The sequence below is a fragment of the Corynebacterium sp. ACRPH genome (genome assembly GCF_022347285.1).
GTDB lineage: Bacteria > Actinomycetota > Actinomycetes > Mycobacteriales > Mycobacteriaceae > Corynebacterium.
Genome location: NZ_JAKRND010000006.1, coordinates 93,580 through 113,121, shown reverse-complemented (window position 1 = coordinate 113,121; position 19,542 = coordinate 93,580). Strand labels below are relative to the sequence as shown.

The following is a 19,542-nucleotide window of genomic DNA, read 5'->3' as shown; positions in this document are numbered from 1 at the left end:
TTAGCACGATGACAGAACAGATTCGTCACAGTCGAGACCTCTTCGGCGCGGAGCACCCGGAGGTGCGCCTGCCGCAGGAGCTGGCAAGCTCCATTCCAGCGGAGGGTGCTGCCGGTGGTGCGGGTGCGGCCGGTGCCGGTGCCGGTGCCGCGCAGTCGCGCGAGTCGCTGGAGGCCGCGGTATCGGAGAACCTGAAGGATTCCGGCGCATGGGCCGCCCTGGCCGAGGTGCTGCTGGCCGAAGGTCAGCCCGTGCAGGCCTACGCTTGCGCCCGCACCGGCTACCACCGCGGCTTGGATGCCCTGCGTGGCAATGGTTGGCGCGGCACCGGCCCGGTCCCGTGGAACCACGAGCCGAACCAGGGTGTGCTGCGCGCCATCGGCGCGCTGGTGCAGACCGCCCGCGCCCTCGGCGAGGACGATGAGGTCGTGCGCTGCCTGAACCTGCTACACGACTGCGACCCGGCGGCAGCCCCAGCCCTGGGACTGGACGGCTCCGGCAAGAAGGCCGAGCCCAAGCCAATCACCGAACCCGGCGCCACCCCGCCCGTCGAGGGCTAACCCGTGCCTGAACGGAAATGAACCAACGCCGTTCTTTCTCTCTGCCGGCGCCGCACCACGGGGTGAACCGAAACCTTTGTATCGCCACCCTGGTCGTGGCGATCTTCTGGATGTCCAGTATCCTCTGGCCCGCAAACCCCACCGCCGGCTGGCCTTTCGTGGCCGAAATGCAGGCCAGCGCGTGGGTTGCCGGTGTGCTCGCCGCAGCGGGCATCGGCATCCTCCACTCGGTGCGTCGCGCCGCCCTGTGCGCGGTGCTGGCCCTGCTGGCGGTCTTGATCGTCCCGCGTATACCGGCGCCCAATTTTTCGGACGCCACCAACCCCACCCGCGTATTTTCCCTGAACACCTACTGGGGCAAGGCCGACGATAAGCGGATTGCGCGTGTGATCGACGAGCTCAAACCGGACGTGGTTTTCCTCCTGGAGACTAATGCGGAGGAAGTCGCCAGCGTGGCGGACAAGACCGGCTATCTTCCTATGACCCCGCCGCGGCCTGGCAACGATCGGGCGGATAATGTTGTGGCGCTCGTGTCGGCGTCATTTAAAGAAAAAACAGGGGCGCACGGCAACATGGTCCGTGGGCTCACTCGCTTCCAGACCCCGCGCGTGAATGCGCCGCTGGGCGGCAACCGCGAGTTCGTGGGCGTGCATGCAGTGGCGCCGGCGAAGGACGACCGCCCGGCGTGGGAGCGCGACCTGGCGAACCTCAGCGAGTGGGCGAACTCCCGGCGCCACCTGGTGCTGGCCGGGGACTTCAACGCAACACGCAGCCACCCGCGCTACCGCGACTTCGAGCTCAGCGACTGCACAGGGCACCTGGCGCATACTCCAACGTGGCCGGCGGTGTTCCCGGTGATTCGGCTGGACCACATCATGACCACTGGCGAGTGCCTGGGTGGTGGCACGAAGCGGATTCTAGGGACTGACCATCTGGCGGTGTGGGCGGACGTAACCACCTAAACTGGCGGGCATGGCAGAACCACAACCGCGGCCCCGGACCGCTAAAGAAATGTGGGGCGAGCCGGCCAACCGCCTGCGCCCCGGAGTGCGCGCCGCAGCCCGAAACCTGCGCCGCATCGCGCCGGTGCAGGGTGCGATCCGTGTGCGGGAGGGGGTCGTCTTCGCCATCCAGTGCGCCATCGGTGCGGGGCTGGCGCTGCTCATCGCGGAACAGATTTTCGATCACAAGCAGGCCTTCTTTGCGCCCATCGCGGCGGTGCTGAGCCTTGGTGTGAGCGCCGGAAAGCGCTTGCGGCGTGGCTTCGAGCTGGTGCTGGGCGCTTCTGTGGGCGTGGGCATCGGCGACCTGGTGATCAGCAACATCGGTAGCGGTTATTGGCAGGTCTCCGTAGTGGTGCTGTTCGCCATCCTGGTGGCGACGTTCGTGGATAAGTCGGTATCGGTGGCTTTCCAGGCCGCCAGTTCCGCGGTGCTGGTGGCGACGATCCTGCCGCCGGGGTCTTCTGGTTCGTGGGACCGTATGATCGACGCGCTGATCGGTGGTGTGATCGGCATTTTGGTGCTGGCGCTGGTGCCGAACTCCCCGCTGCGCCCGGCTAGGCGGGAGGTCTCCACGCTGATCTCGAAGGCTTCGCTGGTGCTGGACGATGTGGCGCAGGGGATGGAGGAGCGCGACGCGGCGAAAATCACCAAGGCCCTGGAGATCGCCCGCGGCACTCAGACCTACGTGAATGCCCTGCTGACGAACGTGGGCGGCGGGTCAGAGGTCGTGGCTGTCTCGCCGATTTATTGGACGGCCCGGCGGCATGCGAAGTCGATGAACCGCATCCTGGTGCCTGTGGATAACGTGATGCGCAATACGCGCGTGCTGGCGCGGCGGGCGGAGATCATGATGCTGGATGAGATCGAGCCGCCGGAGGAAATGACCGAGTTGATGCGCGGGATCTCTAATGAGCTGGGACAGCTGGGCGCATTGTTCGCCGAGGGTGGTACGCGCGGTACCCGTGATGAGGCGGTGGAGATCCCGGAGATCGTCCGCGCCCTGCAAAAACTCGCCGCGGAGGCGGACCTGGCCATCGCGGATGGTACGGGCTTGTCGGGCACGGTGGTGTTGGCGCAGTGCCGCTCGATTATTGTTGACGCCCTGCAGGTCTGCGGCTATTCGCGTGAGTCGGCTATGGCGTTTCTGCGGCCGACGGTGGATAGGCCATGGCAGCCGCCGGAGGTGTGGGACGACCTGGAGGAATAGGCGGGGGCTACGAGTGGAACTCTAAGAGAGCCGATAGTAGATTCTTAAAGAAGTTGGGGGATTGTTCCCCGCAACGACTTAACGTCGTCTCGCTCTACTTTGAGGTATCTCTTATGATGTTTCTCCGCTCCCGCCGCACCATGACTGCTGTTGCGGCTGCCGCCAGTCTGGTCCTGACCGCCACGGCTGTCCCTAACTCCCCGTTCTCCCCAGTAACGGCTCAGGCGGCCACGGCTAACAAGACGCAGAGCACCAACCTGTCGGTGAAGTGCACGTTGTTTGGTTTGGGAGGGCCAAATAATACGATTCCGATCGTTGGAACTGGCTTCATTGAGGACAGAGATTTTGACATCAATCTGAAAGCGTCAATGCCTGGGCAAGTTGCCTCTGGAGAGGTTTTCGAAGCTGTAATTGAGATGGATTCCTTGTCAGTAACTCATGAGCTACTGCACAAAGCTCAAGGAGAACCCCGCCTTGATAAGGCAAATACAGTTCGTTTCGCGGTGACCGGGAATGTTGAGCTGGTCGATCCCCCTTCGAATGTGACCCTGAATAAGGGCGTTCTGACGGTTAAGAACATGATGAAGCCACGAAGGGATGGAAACACCCTCTTCCTTGACTTCGAGCCCCTTAAGCTGAAGATGAAGTCAAACGGTTCGGGCAAGGTCGAAATTCAATCTCCTCAGGTGTACCAAAAGCGTGATGCTTCTGAGCGAATTAATGCCAACAACATGTTTTTCGCAGAGGGGGTTGCCGGGGAAGTACAAGGTTTCATTAGGAAACACGGGATCGGTATTCGTGCTACCTGCCTAACGGAGGAGTACAAGCAACTAGGCGTGACCGAGGTTAGGCCGTACGCAGACGTTCTCGAGCCTGAATACAAAGACATCGAGGTTAAGCAGACGGATACCGCTACCGCGAAGAATGCTGCGCAGGCTCCGGCGGGCACCACCTACGCCAAGAAGGGTAAAGCTCCGGAGTGGGCAACTGTCGCTGAGAATGGCACCGTCACCGTTAAGCCTGGGCTGGATGTGGAATCCGGAGACTACGAGGTTCCAGTCGTCGTCACCTACCCGGACTCTTCTGCTGACAACGCCGTTGTAAACGTGACGGTAAAGGAGAAGGAGAAGTCCCTCGCGGAGCAGCACGATCCGCAATTCGGCGAGACCACTGTCGAGCAAGAAGGTACCGCCACCATTGCTGTCCCGGAGGGGCTGCCGGAGGGGACGAAGGTCGCCGCTGGCGAGGGCGCGCCGGAGTGGGTCACCGTTAAGGAGGACGGCTCCATCGAGGCAAAGCCCACCCGGGAGACCGAGCCCAAGGATTACACCGTTCCGGTCGTCGTGACCTACCCAGATAAGTCCACCGACGAAGCAACAGCCAAGGTGACCGTCACCAAGAAGCCGGACAACCAGATATACTCCCCGGAGTTTGGCAGCATCACCGTGCAGGCCAACCGCACCGCAAAGACTCCTGCCATCGAAGGCTTGCCGGACGGCACCAAGTTTGCCTTGGCTGAGGGGGCTCCGGATTGGGCATCCATTGATGAGAAGGGCGTTGTCCAGCTGAACCCGGGCGGCGAGGTTGATGCGAAGGATTACACGGTCCCGGTTACCGTCACCTACCCCGATGGAACTACGGATAAGGCTGAGTTGAAGGTTACGGTCACTGAGCGCGCCATCAACGAAATCCACGATCCGACCTATTCGGACGTGACGGTGAAACAGGGCGACGAAGTGACCGCTCCGGCTCCGACTGATGTGGCTGAGGGCGCGACCTTCGAAGCTGGCGAAGGTGTACCGTCGTGGATCACCGTCAACCCGGACGGCACCGTAACCGCCAAGCCGGGCGAGGAGGTTGAGGCCAAGGAGTACACCGCTCCGGTGAAGGTCACCTACCCGGATAACTCGGCTGACGACACGACCGTGAACGTCACCGTCTCCGTGAAGCCTGCCAACGAGAAGTACAATCCGACCTACCCTGATGCCGACGTGAAGCAGGGTAGCGAAACCACCGTCGCTCCGCCGGCTGATGTGGCTGACGATGCGGAGTTCGCGCTTGGTGAAGGCGCCCCGGAGTGGGCCACCGTCAACGAGGATGGCACCGTCACTCTGAAGCCGGCTAAGGATGTCGATCCGGGCGACTACGATGTCCCGGTCGTCATCACCTACCCGGATGGATCGACCACTACCACGACGCTGAAGGTGACCATCAAGAAGCAAGACAAGCAGAATGACAACACCGGCAGCACCGGTTCCGGCAGCGGATTGTTCGGATCTCTGAGCGGCTCTAGCAACGGTTCGAGTGGCTCGAGTGGCTCCAGCAGCATCACCGGTTCCAGCCCATTCGGTACGTTCCTCGCCGCCCTGTTCGGAACGATTGCTATCGGCGCAGGACTGTTCGGAATGTACAACTGAGCCCGCGACCACGGCTACGTCCGCTAACTGCGGGCGAGCTTAATTGCGCACGAACTGCCCATCCCGCAGGTGGCGGTAAAACGTCACCGACTTCAGCGGGCGGGGATGGCGCATCCCATCACGGGTGACCGCCAGATCCACCCCACCGGCCTGTAAGGCCCGCCCCCGCAGCACCGTCGGAGAGACGGTACTGCGGGGCTTCTTTATGCGCCCAAACCAACCTTTACGGGGCAACGGCGGACGCTGCACCGCAGCCAACCCCGGAGCATCCGGCGTTGGAACCAATCGCACGCCATTGTTGCAATCACTGGTACCGGCCTTGTTCTGCTCGTACAGGACCTCGGAATCGACGATCACCTCGCCGATCATCTCCGCCGCCTCCTCGGACTCGCCTGCCGAGCCAGCCTTGCCAGCCGCGCTAACCGGCCCAGTGACCTCCGCCGCACCCAACGTCACCACGCCGTGGTCGTCGCGGATCACCGGAGTCGGCACAGCCGGGGAAGCCAGCGCGAAGGTGAGGTGCTGGGCGGGGGAGAAGGTGGCGTCCAGACCCCACGAAAGAGCAACCGTCGAAGAGCCAGAAGGGATAAAACCGACCTCGACCCACAGTGCATCAATGCGCATCAACTTGGAAACCACGGCGGCCAGGGCAGCATCGCTACCCTGCACGATCACGCGCACACGCTCGCTGACCTCGTGCGGATCCGGCTGCGGGGCGCCCAAGTGGGGAGCATCGGGGCGCTGCATCATCTCCTCCAAAGACGGGGTGGAACCCACCACGAACCGCTCCAGATCATCCAAGAAGCGCAGCTCCTTGCGCTTCGGCACGGCGGACAGATCGAGGCACTCCACGGTCTCGCCCGGCAACACGGGATCGCGCAGCCGATCGCTGGCGGGAACATCGCAACGCAACATAAACAACATAGAAACCCACCATAGCTGTGCCACAAGCACCGACGAGGTACTAGAATGGAGAAACGTCTAGGCGCCCCGCCCGATCTCTACTCGATCTCTATCAGGCAGACGAAGCTACTGAAGCCACAGTAGATGCAGCAGATGCTTGGAGCGGGGCTACACCCATGAGTACAGAAGTACCAACGCAGAGGACGTGTTTTAGTTTCCATGGCAGCGATCATCGTCGTAGGCGCCCAGTGGGGCGACGAAGGTAAGGGCAAAGCTACCGACATTCTGGGTGGGAAGGTCGACTACGTAGTCAAGCCCAACGGCGGCAACAACGCCGGCCACACCGTCGTCGTCGGCGGCGAAAAGTACGAGCTCAAGCTGCTTCCCGCGGGTGTGCTTTCCGAGAACGCCACGCCCATCATCGGCAACGGCTGCGTGGTGAACCTGGAGGCGCTGTTCGAGGAGATCGACGGGCTGGAAGCTCGCGGCGCAAACGCCTCCCGCCTGCGCGTTTCCGCCAACGCGCAGCTGGTGGCGCCCTACCACGTGGCCATCGACCGCGTGGCCGAGCGCTTCCTGGGCAAGCGCGCCATCGGCACCACCGGCCGCGGAATCGGCCCGACCTACGCAGACAAGGTCTCCCGCGTGGGCATCCGTGCCCAGGACCTGCTGGACGAATCCATCCTGCGCCAGAAGATCGAATCCGCACTGGACCAGAAGAACCAGATCCTCGTGAAGATCTACAATCGCCGCGCCGTGGACGTGGACGAGGTTGTGGAATACTTCCTCTCCTACGCCGATCGCCTCAAGCCGATGCTGATCGATGCGACGACGGAGCTGAACCAAGCTCTTGACGCCGGTAAGTCTGTGTTGATGGAGGGCGGCCAAGCCACGATGCTGGACGTGGACCACGGCACGTATCCCTTCGTGACCTCCTCTAACCCCACCACCGGCGGCGCGTGCGTGGGCACGGGCATTGGGCCGACGCGCATTACCGCATCGTTGGGTATCATCAAGGCCTACACCACCCGCGTGGGTGCCGGTCCGTTCCCGACGGAGCTGTTCGACAAGTGGGGCGAGTTCCTGCAGATCACCGGCGGCGAAGTTGGTGTGAACACCGGGCGCAAGCGCCGCTGCGGCTGGTACGACTCCGTGATCGCCCGCTACGCCTCCCGCGTGAATGGCTTCACCGACTACTTCCTGACGAAGCTGGACGTGCTGACCGGCATCGGTGAGATCCCGATCTGCGTGGCCTACGACGTGGATGGTGTGCGCCACGACGAGATGCCGATGACGCAGACCGAGTTCCACCACGCCACTCCGATCTACGAGACCATGCCCGCGTGGGACGAGGACATCACCGATTGCAAGACCTTCGAGGAGCTGCCTGAGAAGGCGCAGGATTACGTCAAGCGCCTCGAGGAGCTGTCCGGCTGCCGGATCTCCTACATCGGCGTGGGCCCGGGCCGCGACCAGACGATCGTCATCAACGACGTCGCGGAGAGCTAGGGCACTGCGCTAGTTTACCGCTGCGATAGAGCGTGCGCAGGAAGTCGGCCAGCAGCTCCGCTGCGCGGGTGAGGTTGGCCTGGAACTGCTCCGGCTGCTCCGCCTTGTCGCGGTTGAAGGTCAGGCAGTACTCGATGCTGGTGGCCTTCGGCGTGTAGTTCACGCCGAAACCATTGGGGATGGTGGGGGCGAAAACGTAGCGGATGATGTGCGCGTCGCTGCCGATCGACGTGGTGGACAGGAAGTCCGTGCGGGCGACTTGGACGCCCGGATCCGTCAGCAGCGCCAGCGGAGCGCCGGACTGCTTCTCCGATGTGAAAGATAGCGCCCACAGGTGGCGGTCGATGCCACGGCCAGTCTTGCAGCCAATCACCCAGTTGCGGTGCGCATTTAGGGTGGCCTGCAGGGTCTCGACGGTCGGCTCGCCGGCGACGAGCTGCTTGGCGAAGGCCACGGCCTCTGGGGTGACGGCACGCAGGCATTCCGTGCGGCCGGCCTTGTACTCGCGCATATCCACGGCCTCGTACACCGCGCGGATGCGGCCGAAGGTCAGCTGCTGAGCGATGGATAGAATCAGCTGGCTCATCGCATCGGCACTGAACTTGAAAGGCAGCTCCTCCTTCGACAGCTTCGGCACCTCGATGATTTCTACGGCGTATTCGTCGCCGGTGGGAATGGAGGCGGCTGGTGCGGTGGGTGCGGCAGGCGCAGCGTTGGCACCTTCGGCAGGTGCAACCGGGGATAGCTCCAGCGGGGCGGCATCGGTTGAGCTGGTATCCGCGTCGGCGCTTGGGGCCGTAGGGGCGTCATTATCCACAGCCTCCTGCACCCGACGCACCGCCTCCACGAGCGTGGCTCCATCGACCGTCGAATGCTCCACGTGCATGGCCGCAAAGTCGCTGGCCAGGTTGATCTCATACGTCAGCGGCTTGTACACCCAGGCGTGGCCGGGGGCGAAGGTGAGGTCGCGCAGCAGGTCGGCCTCGGTGGCCTGCGCATCGTCAATTAGGTGCAGTGCGAAAAGTTGATCGCGCAGGGTGGTTTGTGTTTCTGCGGGGAGCGGGAGCTCGGCCAGTTCCTTCGAGCCGAGGTAGGAAAGGCGAGCGTCCAGGGCGGGCGCGGCAGTCTCGCCGGTGCTGGCGGCCGTAGAACCAGTGTGCAGCGCCTCCAGGGTGGCGCGCAGCTGCTCCCGAGTAGCCAGGCGACTCTGCTCGTCCGTGATACGCAGGTCGAACACGTGGCCATCCACGATCACGCCGATGCTGCGGGATGCGGTGCCGAGCTCGCTGAAGGTGACTTCGTCGCAGTCCGGGCGGGGGATGCGCAGCGCACCGTTGAAGCAGCGCCATTGGTTGGCGTCCAGCGGATTGCCGCGGCCGTCGATCTCCTCTGGCATCGAACCATCTGCCTGCTTCAGGTGCACCAGCGCCAGGGCGCGCAGGATGTCCACGGCACGATCCAACCCAGTAGATTCCGTGCGCAGGTTGATCTGGAAGCCCACGTTGGAGGTGGTCTGTAGCGGCGTGCGAACGGTCAGGTAATCGCGGAGCCAACGGTCTGCCAGCCAGCTGCTGTTCGTGGCGTCGCAGTCGGCGGCGAAGGCCTCCAGAGCGGACTGCAGGGCGGGGCCCTGGTTGGCTTGGAAGTCCTCGATGGCTCGCTCCGTGGCGGCCAGCATATCGGCATCCGCGACGGCAGAGACCGCATGGCGGAGCGCGGGCAGCGTGGCATCTAGCGGTGGTACGGGGAGGGGCTTGAGGTGGGCACGATTGTCCTGCATGACCTCGAGTCTACTGAGGAGCTACGGGGGTGAACGCCGGAAAGATCCGAATATTTTTAAAAGGAAAATACTTGTTCGGCAACGTGATGCACGTCACTCGCTTAAGGTTTGTCTTAAATTTTCAAACGCAGTCCCGGTTACGAGGAGTGAAACCATGCCGATCCAGAGCCCACAGCAGGAAATCGACATCCCGAACAGCACAATCTACGACGTACTTTTCGGCAACATCGCGGAAGAAGACCTCGGCCGCATCGCCATCACAGACGACGCCACGGGATCGCAAACTACGTACGGGGAACTCAAGGCTCTTATTGACGCCTTCGCGGGCGCACTGGCCGACCGCGGAGTTAAGCCAGGCGTAGTCGTCGGGCTGCACTGCCCGAACAGCCTCGCCTTCGCGGTCGCCTTCCATGGAATTCTCCGCGCCGGGGCAACTGTCACTACCTTGGGGTCACTGCTGAACGCTCACGACGTGGCAAAACAGCTTAAGGACTCAGGTGCGACGTTTGTACTGACGACCAAGCTGCTGGGAGAAGCGGGCGTCCAAGGTGCAGAAGAGGCAGGGATCGACCCGGGCAACATCATCGACCTCACCGACGAAGCAACCGGCTTAAAGGCGCTGGTGGGGGAGGGTCGACCCGCGCCGGAGGTTAGTATCGACCCGGCGACTCACGTGGCGGTGCTGCCGTACTCGTCGGGCACCACGGGTGTGCCGAAGGGCGTGCGTCTGAGCCACCGCAACCTCGTGGCGAACATCCTGCAGATCGGCGTGCGGCTCGGTCCCAACGGCCTGGACCGCGACTCCGTGGTGATGTGCGTGCTGCCGTTCTTCCACATCTACGGCATGAACGTCCTACTGAACTCCTGCCTGTACATGCGCGCCCACGTGGTGACCATGCCCAGCTTCGACCTGGAGAAGTTCCTGGCAGCGCACCAGAAGCACAGCATCACGTTTACCTTCATCGCCCCGCCGATCGCCGTGGCGCTGGCCAAGCACCCGCTGGTGGACAAGTTCGACATCGGCACCCTGGAGACGGTTCTTTCCGGCGCGGCGGCTCTGGACGCACAACTCGCAGACGCCGTAGCTAACCGCCTGGGCGTGCGCATCCTGCAGGGCTTCGGCATGACGGAAACCAGCCCCGTCACCAGCGTGAGCGACGTCGGAGTTACGCCACTGGATTCCATCGGCCTGCCGGTCTCCAACACGGAGGTGAAGATCGTGGACATCACGACAGAAGACCTCGAGGAGATCCACCCGCCTGCGAACGAGGGCGAGCGTTCCTCCGAAGGTGAAATGTGGGTGCGCGGCCCGCAGGTCATGCTCGGTTACCTCAACAACGAGGAAGCCACCGCCAACACCATCACTCCTGACGGATGGCTGCGCACCGGCGACATCGCGAACCTAGACCACCTGGGCAACGCCTACGTGGTCGACCGCATGAAGGAACTGATCAAGTACAAGGGCTACCAGGTCGCCCCGGCCGAGCTGGAAGCGCTGTTGATGACCCACGAGGCCATCGCCGACGCAGCCGTGGTCGGTTACCTGCGCGAATCGGACGGCGAAGAGCTGCCGCGTGCATTCCTGGTGCTGCAGCAGGGAGTGGACCCGAACGACCCGGCCGTGAGCGCAGAGGCGCTCATGGAGTGGGTTGCCGAGCGCGTGACTCCGTACAAGAAGATCCGCATGGTCGAGTTCATCGACGCGATCCCGAAGTCCAGCACGGGCAAGATCCTGCGCAAGGATCTGAAGAACGTGCCCGTGGCGGCTAAGGTCTAGCGGCGCTAGAAATCCCAGTCATCCTCCTCCGTTGATTCCGCCCGCCCGATCACGTAGGAGGATCCGGAGCCGCTAAAGAAGTCGTGTGTTTCGTTGGAATCCGGCGCCAGGGCGGCGATGATCTCCGGCTCCGTTTTTGCCGCTTCTTCTTCGTATTGCGGTGGATACCCCAGATTCATCAGCGCCTTATCCGCGTTGTAGTGCACGAAGGCCATCACGCCGTCGATCAGCGATTTCTCTTCGGGTAGGGTCCCGCCGTACAGGTCTCCGGAATACTCCTTCTCCAGCTCCAGAAGTTCCTCCACTAGCGCGAACGTGAACTCCTCGAGTTCCGCCGAGCGCTCCGGGTGGGCCTCCAGCCCTCGCTGGAATTTGTATCCCGAGTAGTACCCGTGGACGGCCTTGTCCCGCAGGATCAGCCGGATCATGTCGGCTGTATTCATCAGCGTGCCACGGCAGCTAAACCACAGCGGTAGGTAGAACCCGGCGTACAGCAGCAGGGAGGACAGCAGCGTGGCGGCGACCTTCCGCTTGAGTGGGTCGTCCCCGTAGTAGTGCTGCATCACTGCCGTCGCTCGGCGCTGCAGGGCTGGGTTGCCGATGGCCCAGGTGTACGCGGCGTTGATTTCCTCGCTGCTGCACATTGTGCTGAATACACTGCTGTAGCTGCGCGCGTGAACGGCCTGCATAAAGGCGATGTTTGCGTAGACCGCTTGTTCGTGTTCGGTGCGGGCATCCGGGATCTGGCTGATCTCGCCAACGGTCGCCTGCACGGTATCCAGCAGCGTGAGCCCGGTGAATACCTTGGTGGTCAGCTCGCGTTCTGCGTCCGTCAGTGCGTTCCAGGTGGGCAGGTCGTTGGACAGCGGTACTTTCTCCGGCAGCCAGAAGTTGCTGGTCAGCCGCTGCCAGATCTCCAGGTCCTTCTGGTCGTCCAGCCGGTTCCAATTCACCGGCCGCAGTGGCCGGGCGGGGTTGTGCGGCCATTGGGGTGGGGTTTGGGAGCGCGTGAGGTAGCTCATTGTTTCCTTTCTGATTCTTCTCGATCGTGTCTTTTTGCTTGTGTCTTATTGCTCTGTCTTATGGACGCCACATCTCTCCGCCAGTCCGATCCCAGAACTCCCGGATGCCTTCCCGAACGCGGGCAACATCGCGGGCCGTGCCGAGCAACTCAAAGCGATAGAGCTCCGGTACTCGGCACTTGGCGGCGATGGTTGGTCCGGCGCAGCAGTAGGCTGTGCTGAAGTTCCTGTTTCCGCTGGTGATCACACCCCTGATGAGAGAGCGGTTATGTGGATTGTTGAGGAAGGTGATGACTTGCCTGGGCACCGCTTTCCGCGGGTCGCCTCCGCCATAAGTCGGGGTGATGAGCACATAGGGCTCGTCGACGATGAGCTCCGGTTCCTTACGCCGCAGGGGGATGCGGCGGGCGGGAATGTCCAGCTTGTCGACGAATCGGCGGGTGTTTTCGGAGGTAGAGGAGAAGTAGACAATGCGTGGCTGCGTGACCGTGGTCTGTTGCATTGGGGAGAGGTCCTTTACAGCTTGTTGCTAGTCGGGGCTGGTTGGTCATTGGGGTGAATATCCATGAAACTAGCTTCCAAAAGTTCAATGACCCGAACTTTACAACAACAATGTATTGAACTTTTGTGTAGGGTGCCTGATGTATCCAAGTTCACACCGCGCACGCGGCTGCGTAGCGCGGAATACGCCAGAGAGAAGAAAGGAAAGAGCTCGTGGCGAAGCTAACCCAAGAAATGAAAGACATGATCGATGCACAGCTGCCCTACCTGGCAACTGTCACCGATGGTGAAACGCTACTGCCGGACATTGGTCCGAAACGCAGCTTGCGCGTGTGGGATGACGAAACGTTGATCTATAACGAAAACACCGGCCGGCAACACCTGGAAAACCTGCGGGCCGGTTCAAAGGCCGCTGTGGCGGTCGTGGATTGGGCAGAGCTAGACGGGTACCGGTTTATCGGTCCAGCAGAACTGTTCCACGAAGGGCCGGTGTGGGACGCGGCGGTGAAGTTCGCCGAGGAAAAGGGGCACAACCCACCGAAGATGGCGGTGCTGATCCACATTGAGCAGATCTACACCCTCATGCTCGGCAAGAATGCTGGCCGGTTGTTGGCCAGCGATGATGAGTCCCTGATGGTGGACTAGGGGAGTGTTGCGGCTACAGCCCGTATTCGCGGGCCGTAACCTCCGCCTGGTTAACGATCCACTCCACCATCTCCTGCGTTGGGGCGCCGGAAATGGCCTGGTTGGAGGGGTTATTCATCACACGGCGCACCACGCCCTCCACGATGATGGCGACCTTCCACAGCCCCAGCACGTGCCAGTAGGCCAGCGCCTGGCGGTCGCGGTCGGAATCTTTCCCTGCCTTCTGCAGGTAGCGTTCCGCCAGTGCCTCCGGGCTGGGGAAGCCGTCAGCCAGTGCGGCCTCGAAGCCAGGCAGTTGCAGGCCGTTCTTCACCGGCCAATACGCCATCAGGGAGCCGATGTCCGACAGCGGGTCGCCGAGCGTCGTCAGCTCCCAATCCACCACCGCGTTGATCTTCCCGGTATCCGGGTCCGCAATGATGTTGCCGATGTGCAGGTCGCCGTGGACGAGCACGGTCTCGTCCTGCTCCGGGATCTTCGCCACCAGCAGCTGCGTCAGTTCGTCTAGCGCCGGCAGCTCGCGGGTTTTTGTCTTATCCCACTGGCCCGTCCAGCGCCGTAGCTGCCGTGGGGCGTAGGGCTTGTGGGACGCCAAGTCGTCCAAACCAACCGACTTCAGATCCACGCTGTGGATCGCCGCCATCGAGTCGATCAGCCCGTCGGCGATCTTGCCGCGCACCTCGGGCGTGATGCTGTCCGCAACCTTCATGGAGTTGACGGTCACCCCGTCGATGGCGGACATGGCGATCACCGGCACGTCGGCTACCTGCTCTTCGTGGTTTTCCTCCCAGTCCATCGAGCTGCCGAAGATCTTCGGCACCGGCACATCCGTATTCTCCAGGGCTGCCATGATCTTGCCCTCGCGGACAACGTCGTGGGCGCTGGCGGTCAGCGTGCCCAGGGGTGGACGGCGCACAACCACGCGCTTGCCCTGGGAATCCGTGGCTAGGTACGTCAGGTTCGATTGCCCCGCGCCGATGCGCTGCAGGGAGATTCCGTCCGCGCCGCCTTCCAGTCCGGCTACGTCGTGCAGCCAGCTGGCCAGGTGGGCGTCAGAAAAAGGGCTAGGGGCGCCCGCGGCGCCGGAACGACCAGAGTTAGTTGTCACGATACTTCCTCAATTCTGCTCGGGCGATGGTCATGCGGTGCACCTCATCCGGGCCGTCGGCCAAGCGCAGGGTGCGCAGGCCCGCCCACATGGCGGCCAGGGGAGTGTCGTCGGTGACGCCCTCCCCGCCGTGCACCTGAATAGCCTGGTCAACGATCCGCAGCGCCATCGCTGGGGCGGCCACCTTGATGGCGGCGATCTCCTGGCGGGCGGCCTTGTTACCCACCGTGTCCATCATCCAGGCGGCCTTCATGGTCAGCAGGCGAGCTTGCTCGATGTCGATGCGAGCCTGGGCGATCTGGTCGCGGATGTTGTCGCGGTTGGCCAAAGGCTTGCCGAAAGCGGTGCGGGACATGGCGCGGGTGCACATGAGCTCCAGGGCGCGCTCGGCCATTCCGATGGCGCGCATGCAGTGGTGGATGCGGCCCGGCCCCAGGCGATCCTGGGAGATCTTAAAGCCCATGCCCTCGCCGCCGAGGATGTCCTTATCCGGCACGAAGACATCCTTGAAGTGGACCTCCGCGTGGCCTTCGCGGTCGTGGTAGCCGAACACCGGCAGGTTGCGAACGATCGTCACACCAGGCGCGTCCGCGGGGACGGCGAGCATGGACTGCTGGCGGTGGACCTCCGCATCCGGGCTGGTCTTGCCCATCACGATCATCACCTTCAGGTGCGGGTGCATGCCGTTGGAGGTGAACCACTTGCGGCCGTTGAGCACGTAGCCGCCGTCGGTGCGCTCCATGCTCATGCGCACGTTGGTGGCATCGCTGGAAGCCACGCCCGGCTCCGTCATGGCAAACGCCGAGCGGATTTCGCCGCTGAGCAGGGGCTCTAAGTACTTTTCCCGGTGCTCGTCGGTGCCGTAGAGCTCGAAGACCTCCATGTTGCCGGTATCAGGTGCGTTGCAGTTGCAGGCCTCGGGGGCCAGGTGCATGGACCGGCCCATGATCTCCGCCAGGGGCGCGTATTCGGCATTGGTCAGGCCGGGGCGGTTGCTGTCGGCACCTGTGCCGTCAGCGCCACCAGTGCCTCCAGCTCCGAGGTGAGGGTGGAAGAGGTTCCACAGGCCGCGCTTCTTCGCCTCGGCCTTCAGCTCGTCGAGGATGGCGGGGAAGTGGTGCGGGTCGCCGGATTCGCGCATCTGCTGCTCGTACACGGCTTCGGCTGGGTAGATGCACTCGTCCATGAATTCGGTGAGCTTGCCTTGGTATTCCAAGGACCGTTCGCTGTGCTGGAAGTCCACTGTTTTCTTACCTTTCGACGCCAGATTGTCCGTCAGAGGGCTTATCCTGAGCGCTGGTATTTCCGGGGGGCAGTCACGTCAATGGTTTTGTTGCCCACGAGCATTCCGCCGTCGACCACGAGGTTCTCACCGGTGAGCCAGGAGCTGGTGGGTGCCGCCAGGAAGGCGATGGCATCGGCGATGTCCTCTGGCTCGCCGATGCGGCCAGCGGGGATCAGGGTGGAGGTGGAGTCTTCGTTCTCCTTCCACAGCGCCTCCGAGAGCTTGGTGCGGACCACGCCGGGGGAGATGCTGTTTACGCGGATGCGTGGCGCCAGTTCGCGGGCCATCTGCTTGGTCAGGTGCAGCAGGGCAGCCTTGGAGGCGTTGTACACGCCGATGTAGTCCTCCATGGACAGGGCACCGATGCTGGAGACGTTCACGACCGCGCCGGCGGGGCCGCGGTCAGCGGTGTCAGTGCCGGCAGCCTTACCGAGGCCTGCCGCGATGGCGGCACTGGTCCAGATGACTGGCCCGATGGTGTTGATCTGGAAAACCTTCGTCATGATTTCCGCGGACTGCTTGTGCACGGGGCCGAAGGCGGGGTTCGTGCCCGCGTTGTTGATGAGTACATCTAGACGACCGAATTCCTCGACCGCTTGGGTGCAGGCCTTCTTCGCTGCCTCCGGGTCCGCAACGTGGGCGGCGATGCCGATCACGCGACCCGCGTCCGGGTTTTGCTCTCGGGCGGCTGCCTGCAGTTCCTCGGCGGCAGGGACGACGGTCTCTGGCTTGCGGCCGGTGATGACCACGTTCGCGCCACTGGCTGCGAGCTGTAGTGCGGTGGCGTGCCCGATGCCTCGGGTGCCGCCGGTGACGATGGCGGTCAGCCCGGCGTAGTCGTATTTACTCATTCAAGGGGTCCTTAGCAGGTGTTGGGTACGGGATTTGAGTAGGGATGTTGGGATTGAGTTGTGACTCGCATCATAAGCAGGTGGCGGGCTGCAAAACTGAAGGATCGCAAAACTAAAGAAATTCGGGTGTAAGTGAGGGAGACTGGCCTGAGGCTTAGAAAAGTTTGGAGTTCTAGAAAATGGGGATTTTGTACCTGGTTCGCCATGGGCAGGCGAACTCTGGGGGCCTGCACACCAGCGATGTCGCAGACGGCGCCATGGAGGAAACCTACGACCGCCTGACACCCCTCGGGCACGAGCAGGCCGCGGCGACCGGGCGCAGCTTGGCCGCGCGCATTGGTGGGGCAGGCCGGGGTGCTCGCGGGAGTGCAGCGCGGGAGAGCGCCACGGGCGAGGGGGCAGCGCGGCCAGTGGTTTTGTCCGGACCGCTCGGTCGGCAGCTCAGCACGGCCGAAGGTGTTCGTGCGGAGCTGGAGGCCGCGGGTCTGGAACCGCAGGACATTCGCACCGTGGAGCAGTGGCGCGAGTTTAGCTCCGACGACGTGCTGGCCCCCTACTTCCGCGCGCACCCGGACAAGCTTGCGGAGATCCGCCGAGCCTACGAAGCCGCGTGCGATACCCCCGGGGGAATGAAGGAGCACAACCGTTTGCTCGGCCGTGCCATCGACGCCGCCCTGCGCGAGTGGCGCTCCACCCCTGCATTCGACTCTTTCGCCGCGCAGGTCAGGCAAGGTTTTTTGGACGCCACCTCGCTTGCCGCAGGCGATCAACCAGTCGTGGTGGTTACCTCTGGCGGGCCGATCTCCATGTGCGCGGCTGAGCTCATCGGCGCCGACTGGACGCGGCTGATCAACAACATCTTCACTGCTTCAGTGAGCGTGTTTAGTGTCCGGAGTGCGGGTAAGGCTCAGCTGCTGAGCTTCAACGAACACGCGCACCTGGACACTCCGGATGCATCGGGCGGCCGCCCGTTGCGCCGCTACCGCTAAAGATGGCTCCGCCTAAGGGGCTTCCGGGTTTGCCTTAGAGCTCCCCGGGCTTCGTGTCCTCCATGCCGACCATGCGGAAAGTCATGAGGCTCAGAGTCTTGATCGTGCGCTCCACAATCTCGTCACGGTTTTCATCGGTGACCTCGTAGAAGCCCTGAATAAAAGTGGCATGGCAGAAGCGGGTGAACATCGCAGCAATAGCGGCAGCGGTGTACTCCACATCCTCCAGCGGCGGAATCATGCTTTTAGCAATCATCGCCTCCAGCATCCGGCGGTTGCGGCCAACCATCTGCTTAGCGATCTGCATCTGTCGATCCGCGAGTTCCGGGCTGAACTGGGAAGATTGCGCAACCAGGTTCATAGCCCCTGCGTTGTTCGCGTAGAAGCGCACGAACTCACGGTTGCTGTGGATCACCGTAGCGCGGGCGTCATCAATACTTAGCAAGCTATCGTCGAGCGTGGGGTTCAGATCTTCCTCGACGCTGGCTAGCACGTTCATGAGGAGGTCCTGGCGGTCCTCGAAATACGTGTATAGGGTGCCGACAGAACAGCCGGCCACCTCCGCAATCTTCGTCAGCTTAGTGTGGTGGTAACCATCGGTGGTGAACACCTTGCGGGCGGCATCTAGGATATCTGCGCGACGGGCCGCAGCTTTTGGAGAGAGTGATTCTTTTGAGTGAGTAGCTGCGGTGCCACGTGGGTAATTATTTGAAGCTTCTAGCGAGCTTCCATTGTCGTGGGCCATAGGCTTCATTGTATAAGACTTAAACCCTATTAACTAAACAATAATGAAAGATTTTCGGACTTCGATGAGTCAAGATTTAAACTCGGCGAAAACAGAAAAACCGCGCGTTGTTGCGGATGTAGATACGGGGATTGACGACAGTCTGGCGCTGATCTATCTGGCTGGTCTGCATTCCGCCGGGGAGATTGATTTAGCGGTCACGACCAGCGCGGGGAATACGACCGTGCGGCAGGCGGCGGTGAATTCCGCGGAGGTTCTGCGGCTGGCTGGGGCGGCGGAGGTGCCCGCGGTGGCGGGGGCACGGGCGCCACTGAAGGTTCCATTGACGACTACTCCGGAAACGCACGGAGAAAAAGGTTTAGGTTATTATTTACCTCTGGATAAGGGGGTTGTGACAGGCGCAGCTGAGAGTGCGCGGGCAGCGGTGGATGCGTGGCGTGGGGCGTCGCACATTCTGATTGCTGGTCCGGCTACGAACCTTGCCTGGGCGTTGCGGCATGCGCCGGAGGTTTTGGCCGGCAATTGGGAAAGCGAGGCAGGGGGTGGCACGGCTAGAGGTGGCGCGGCTGGAGCCGAGATAGCCCTGATGACCGGTGCCTTTAACTACCCTGGCAACACCACGCCGACGGCGGAGTGGAATGCCTGGGTCGACCCCCACGCGCTGAAGGAAGTTTTCGCCGCTCCCGCCATCACTCCTGCGTCCGCCGATGCTCCCGCCTCCACCCGCCCGCTGCCGACGATCTGCCCGCTTAACGTCACCGAGCAAGTCCTGCTCTATCCCGAACGTTTGCGCAGGTGGCAGCAAGCGCTGCGCCCCACGCGCCCAGAATTGGCGACCCTCCTCGGCGACGCCCTCCGCTTCTACTTCGAATTCCACCAGTCGGTCGGCGTGGGCTATTGTGCGCAGATCCACGACCTCGCCGCGGCCATGGTGATGTTGCGGCGCGTTCCTTGTTCTTTTTATGACGCCACCGTGGACGTCGAAGCCGACTCTTCCCTCATGCGCGGCACTACCGTGGCTGACCGAGTTGCGGAGGTTTCCGCCAGTGAAGGTGCTGTGACCAGTGGGGGAGCAGAGGCGCGCGGCGCGTACTGGGATCGCCCGGCGAATGCCCGGATTCTCGAGTCCCTGGACCCGGCCGATGTTTTCGCAGAATTCGAGCGGGTGGTGTGCGGACGGCGTTTGGAGCCGGAGGGGGGCTGAATTGGCTTGGAAAAGCAAAAGCACCGCGCCGGGAC

17 protein-coding genes are annotated in these 19,542 nt (G+C 62.7%); 9 read left to right on the top strand and 8 right to left on the bottom strand.

Annotated features, from left to right (window positions below):
• Positions 1-8 precede the first annotated feature (8 nt).
• The 4 genes from MHX66_RS04785 to MHX66_RS04770 all read left to right on the top strand — a co-directional run bounded on the left by MHX66_RS04785 (position 9) and on the right by MHX66_RS04770 (position 5,188).
• Positions 9-560, top strand: a complete 552-nt coding sequence (locus tag MHX66_RS04785) for a DUF3151 domain-containing protein (RefSeq protein WP_239200716.1) — start codon at positions 9-11, stop codon at positions 558-560.
• Between the two features lie 17 nt (positions 561-577).
• The gene (locus tag MHX66_RS04780; protein WP_239200714.1) at positions 578-1,522 is read left to right on the top strand and encodes an endonuclease/exonuclease/phosphatase family protein; all 945 of its coding nucleotides are present in this window, start codon (positions 578-580) and stop codon (positions 1,520-1,522) included.
• 10 nt (positions 1,523-1,532) lie between these two features.
• Entirely contained in the window at positions 1,533-2,771 is a 1,239-nt protein-coding gene (locus tag MHX66_RS04775) for an aromatic acid exporter family protein (RefSeq protein ID WP_239200712.1), read from the top strand.
• Between the two features lie 836 nt (positions 2,772-3,607).
• Complete coding sequence (locus tag MHX66_RS04770) at positions 3,608-5,188, top strand: Rib/alpha-like domain-containing protein (protein WP_239200711.1); 1,581 nt, start codon at positions 3,608-3,610, stop codon at positions 5,186-5,188.
• Between the two features lie 39 nt (positions 5,189-5,227).
• On the opposite strand, the gene MHX66_RS04765 is transcribed toward MHX66_RS04770, so the two are convergent.
• Positions 5,228-6,112 (bottom strand): hypothetical protein, encoded by an 885-nt coding sequence (locus tag MHX66_RS04765; protein ID WP_239200709.1) that lies wholly within the window; start codon positions 6,110-6,112, stop codon positions 5,228-5,230.
• Between the two features lie 198 nt (positions 6,113-6,310).
• Between MHX66_RS04765 and MHX66_RS04760 the strand changes: the two genes are divergently transcribed.
• Positions 6,311-7,600: an adenylosuccinate synthase gene (locus MHX66_RS04760; protein ID WP_239200690.1), complete on the top strand. Its 1,290-nt coding sequence runs from the start codon at positions 6,311-6,313 to the stop codon at positions 7,598-7,600.
• On the opposite strand, the gene MHX66_RS04755 is transcribed toward MHX66_RS04760, so the two are convergent.
• Entirely contained in the window at positions 7,578-9,380 is a 1,803-nt protein-coding gene (locus MHX66_RS04755; protein ID WP_239200680.1) for a choline/carnitine O-acyltransferase, read from the bottom strand. The two genes, MHX66_RS04760 and MHX66_RS04755, sit on opposite strands and share 23 nt — an antisense overlap.
• 154 nt (positions 9,381-9,534) lie before the next feature.
• Between MHX66_RS04755 and MHX66_RS04750 the strand changes: the two genes are divergently transcribed.
• Positions 9,535-11,157 carry an AMP-binding protein gene (locus MHX66_RS04750; RefSeq protein WP_239200678.1) on the top strand — a complete coding sequence of 541 codons (1,623 nt, stop codon included), beginning with the start codon at positions 9,535-9,537 and terminating at the stop codon, positions 11,155-11,157.
• 5 nt (positions 11,158-11,162) lie between these two features.
• Here MHX66_RS04750 and nrdF read toward each other — a convergent pair whose 3' ends face one another.
• Entirely contained in the window at positions 11,163-12,179 is a 1,017-nt protein-coding gene (gene nrdF, locus MHX66_RS04745; protein ID WP_239200676.1) for a class 1b ribonucleoside-diphosphate reductase subunit beta, read from the bottom strand.
• Positions 12,180-12,237: 58 nt separating this feature from the next.
• The gene (gene nrdI, locus MHX66_RS04740) at positions 12,238-12,681 is read right to left on the bottom strand and encodes a class Ib ribonucleoside-diphosphate reductase assembly flavoprotein NrdI (protein ID WP_239200667.1); all 444 of its coding nucleotides are present in this window, start codon (positions 12,679-12,681) and stop codon (positions 12,238-12,240) included.
• A 212-nt stretch (positions 12,682-12,893) separates the two neighbouring features.
• On the opposite strand from nrdI, the gene MHX66_RS04735 reads away from it, so the two are divergent.
• A complete protein-coding gene (locus MHX66_RS04735; RefSeq protein ID WP_005296999.1) occupies positions 12,894-13,325 on the top strand; it encodes a pyridoxamine 5'-phosphate oxidase family protein in 432 nt (143 codons plus the stop codon).
• 13 nt (positions 13,326-13,338) lie between these two features.
• Here MHX66_RS04735 and MHX66_RS04730 read toward each other — a convergent pair whose 3' ends face one another.
• From MHX66_RS04730 to MHX66_RS04720, 3 genes are read right to left on the bottom strand one after another with little or no spacing between them, the layout of a single operon-like run.
• Complete coding sequence (locus MHX66_RS04730) at positions 13,339-14,433, bottom strand: phosphotransferase family protein (protein ID WP_239200665.1); 1,095 nt, start codon at positions 14,431-14,433, stop codon at positions 13,339-13,341.
• A complete protein-coding gene (locus tag MHX66_RS04725) occupies positions 14,423-15,676 on the bottom strand; it encodes an acyl-CoA dehydrogenase family protein (protein ID WP_239200663.1) in 1,254 nt (417 codons plus the stop codon). The genes MHX66_RS04730 and MHX66_RS04725 overlap by 11 nt, the downstream gene beginning before the upstream one ends.
• Positions 15,677-15,717: 41 nt before the next feature.
• Positions 15,718-16,569 carry an SDR family oxidoreductase gene (locus tag MHX66_RS04720; protein ID WP_239200661.1) on the bottom strand — a complete coding sequence of 284 codons (852 nt, stop codon included), beginning with the start codon at positions 16,567-16,569 and terminating at the stop codon, positions 15,718-15,720.
• Between the two features lie 179 nt (positions 16,570-16,748).
• On the opposite strand from MHX66_RS04720, the gene MHX66_RS04715 reads away from it, so the two are divergent.
• Positions 16,749-17,558, top strand: a complete 810-nt coding sequence (locus MHX66_RS04715) for a histidine phosphatase family protein (protein ID WP_239200659.1) — start codon at positions 16,749-16,751, stop codon at positions 17,556-17,558.
• A 34-nt stretch (positions 17,559-17,592) separates the two neighbouring features.
• Here MHX66_RS04715 and MHX66_RS04710 read toward each other — a convergent pair whose 3' ends face one another.
• A complete protein-coding gene (locus MHX66_RS04710) occupies positions 17,593-18,303 on the bottom strand; it encodes a TetR/AcrR family transcriptional regulator (protein WP_255717188.1) in 711 nt (236 codons plus the stop codon).
• Positions 18,304-18,346: 43 nt separating this feature from the next.
• On the opposite strand from MHX66_RS04710, the gene MHX66_RS04705 reads away from it, so the two are divergent.
• Entirely contained in the window at positions 18,347-19,507 is a 1,161-nt protein-coding gene (locus MHX66_RS04705; protein ID WP_370646271.1) for a nucleoside hydrolase, read from the top strand.
• The last annotated feature ends 35 nt before the right edge of the window (positions 19,508-19,542 follow it).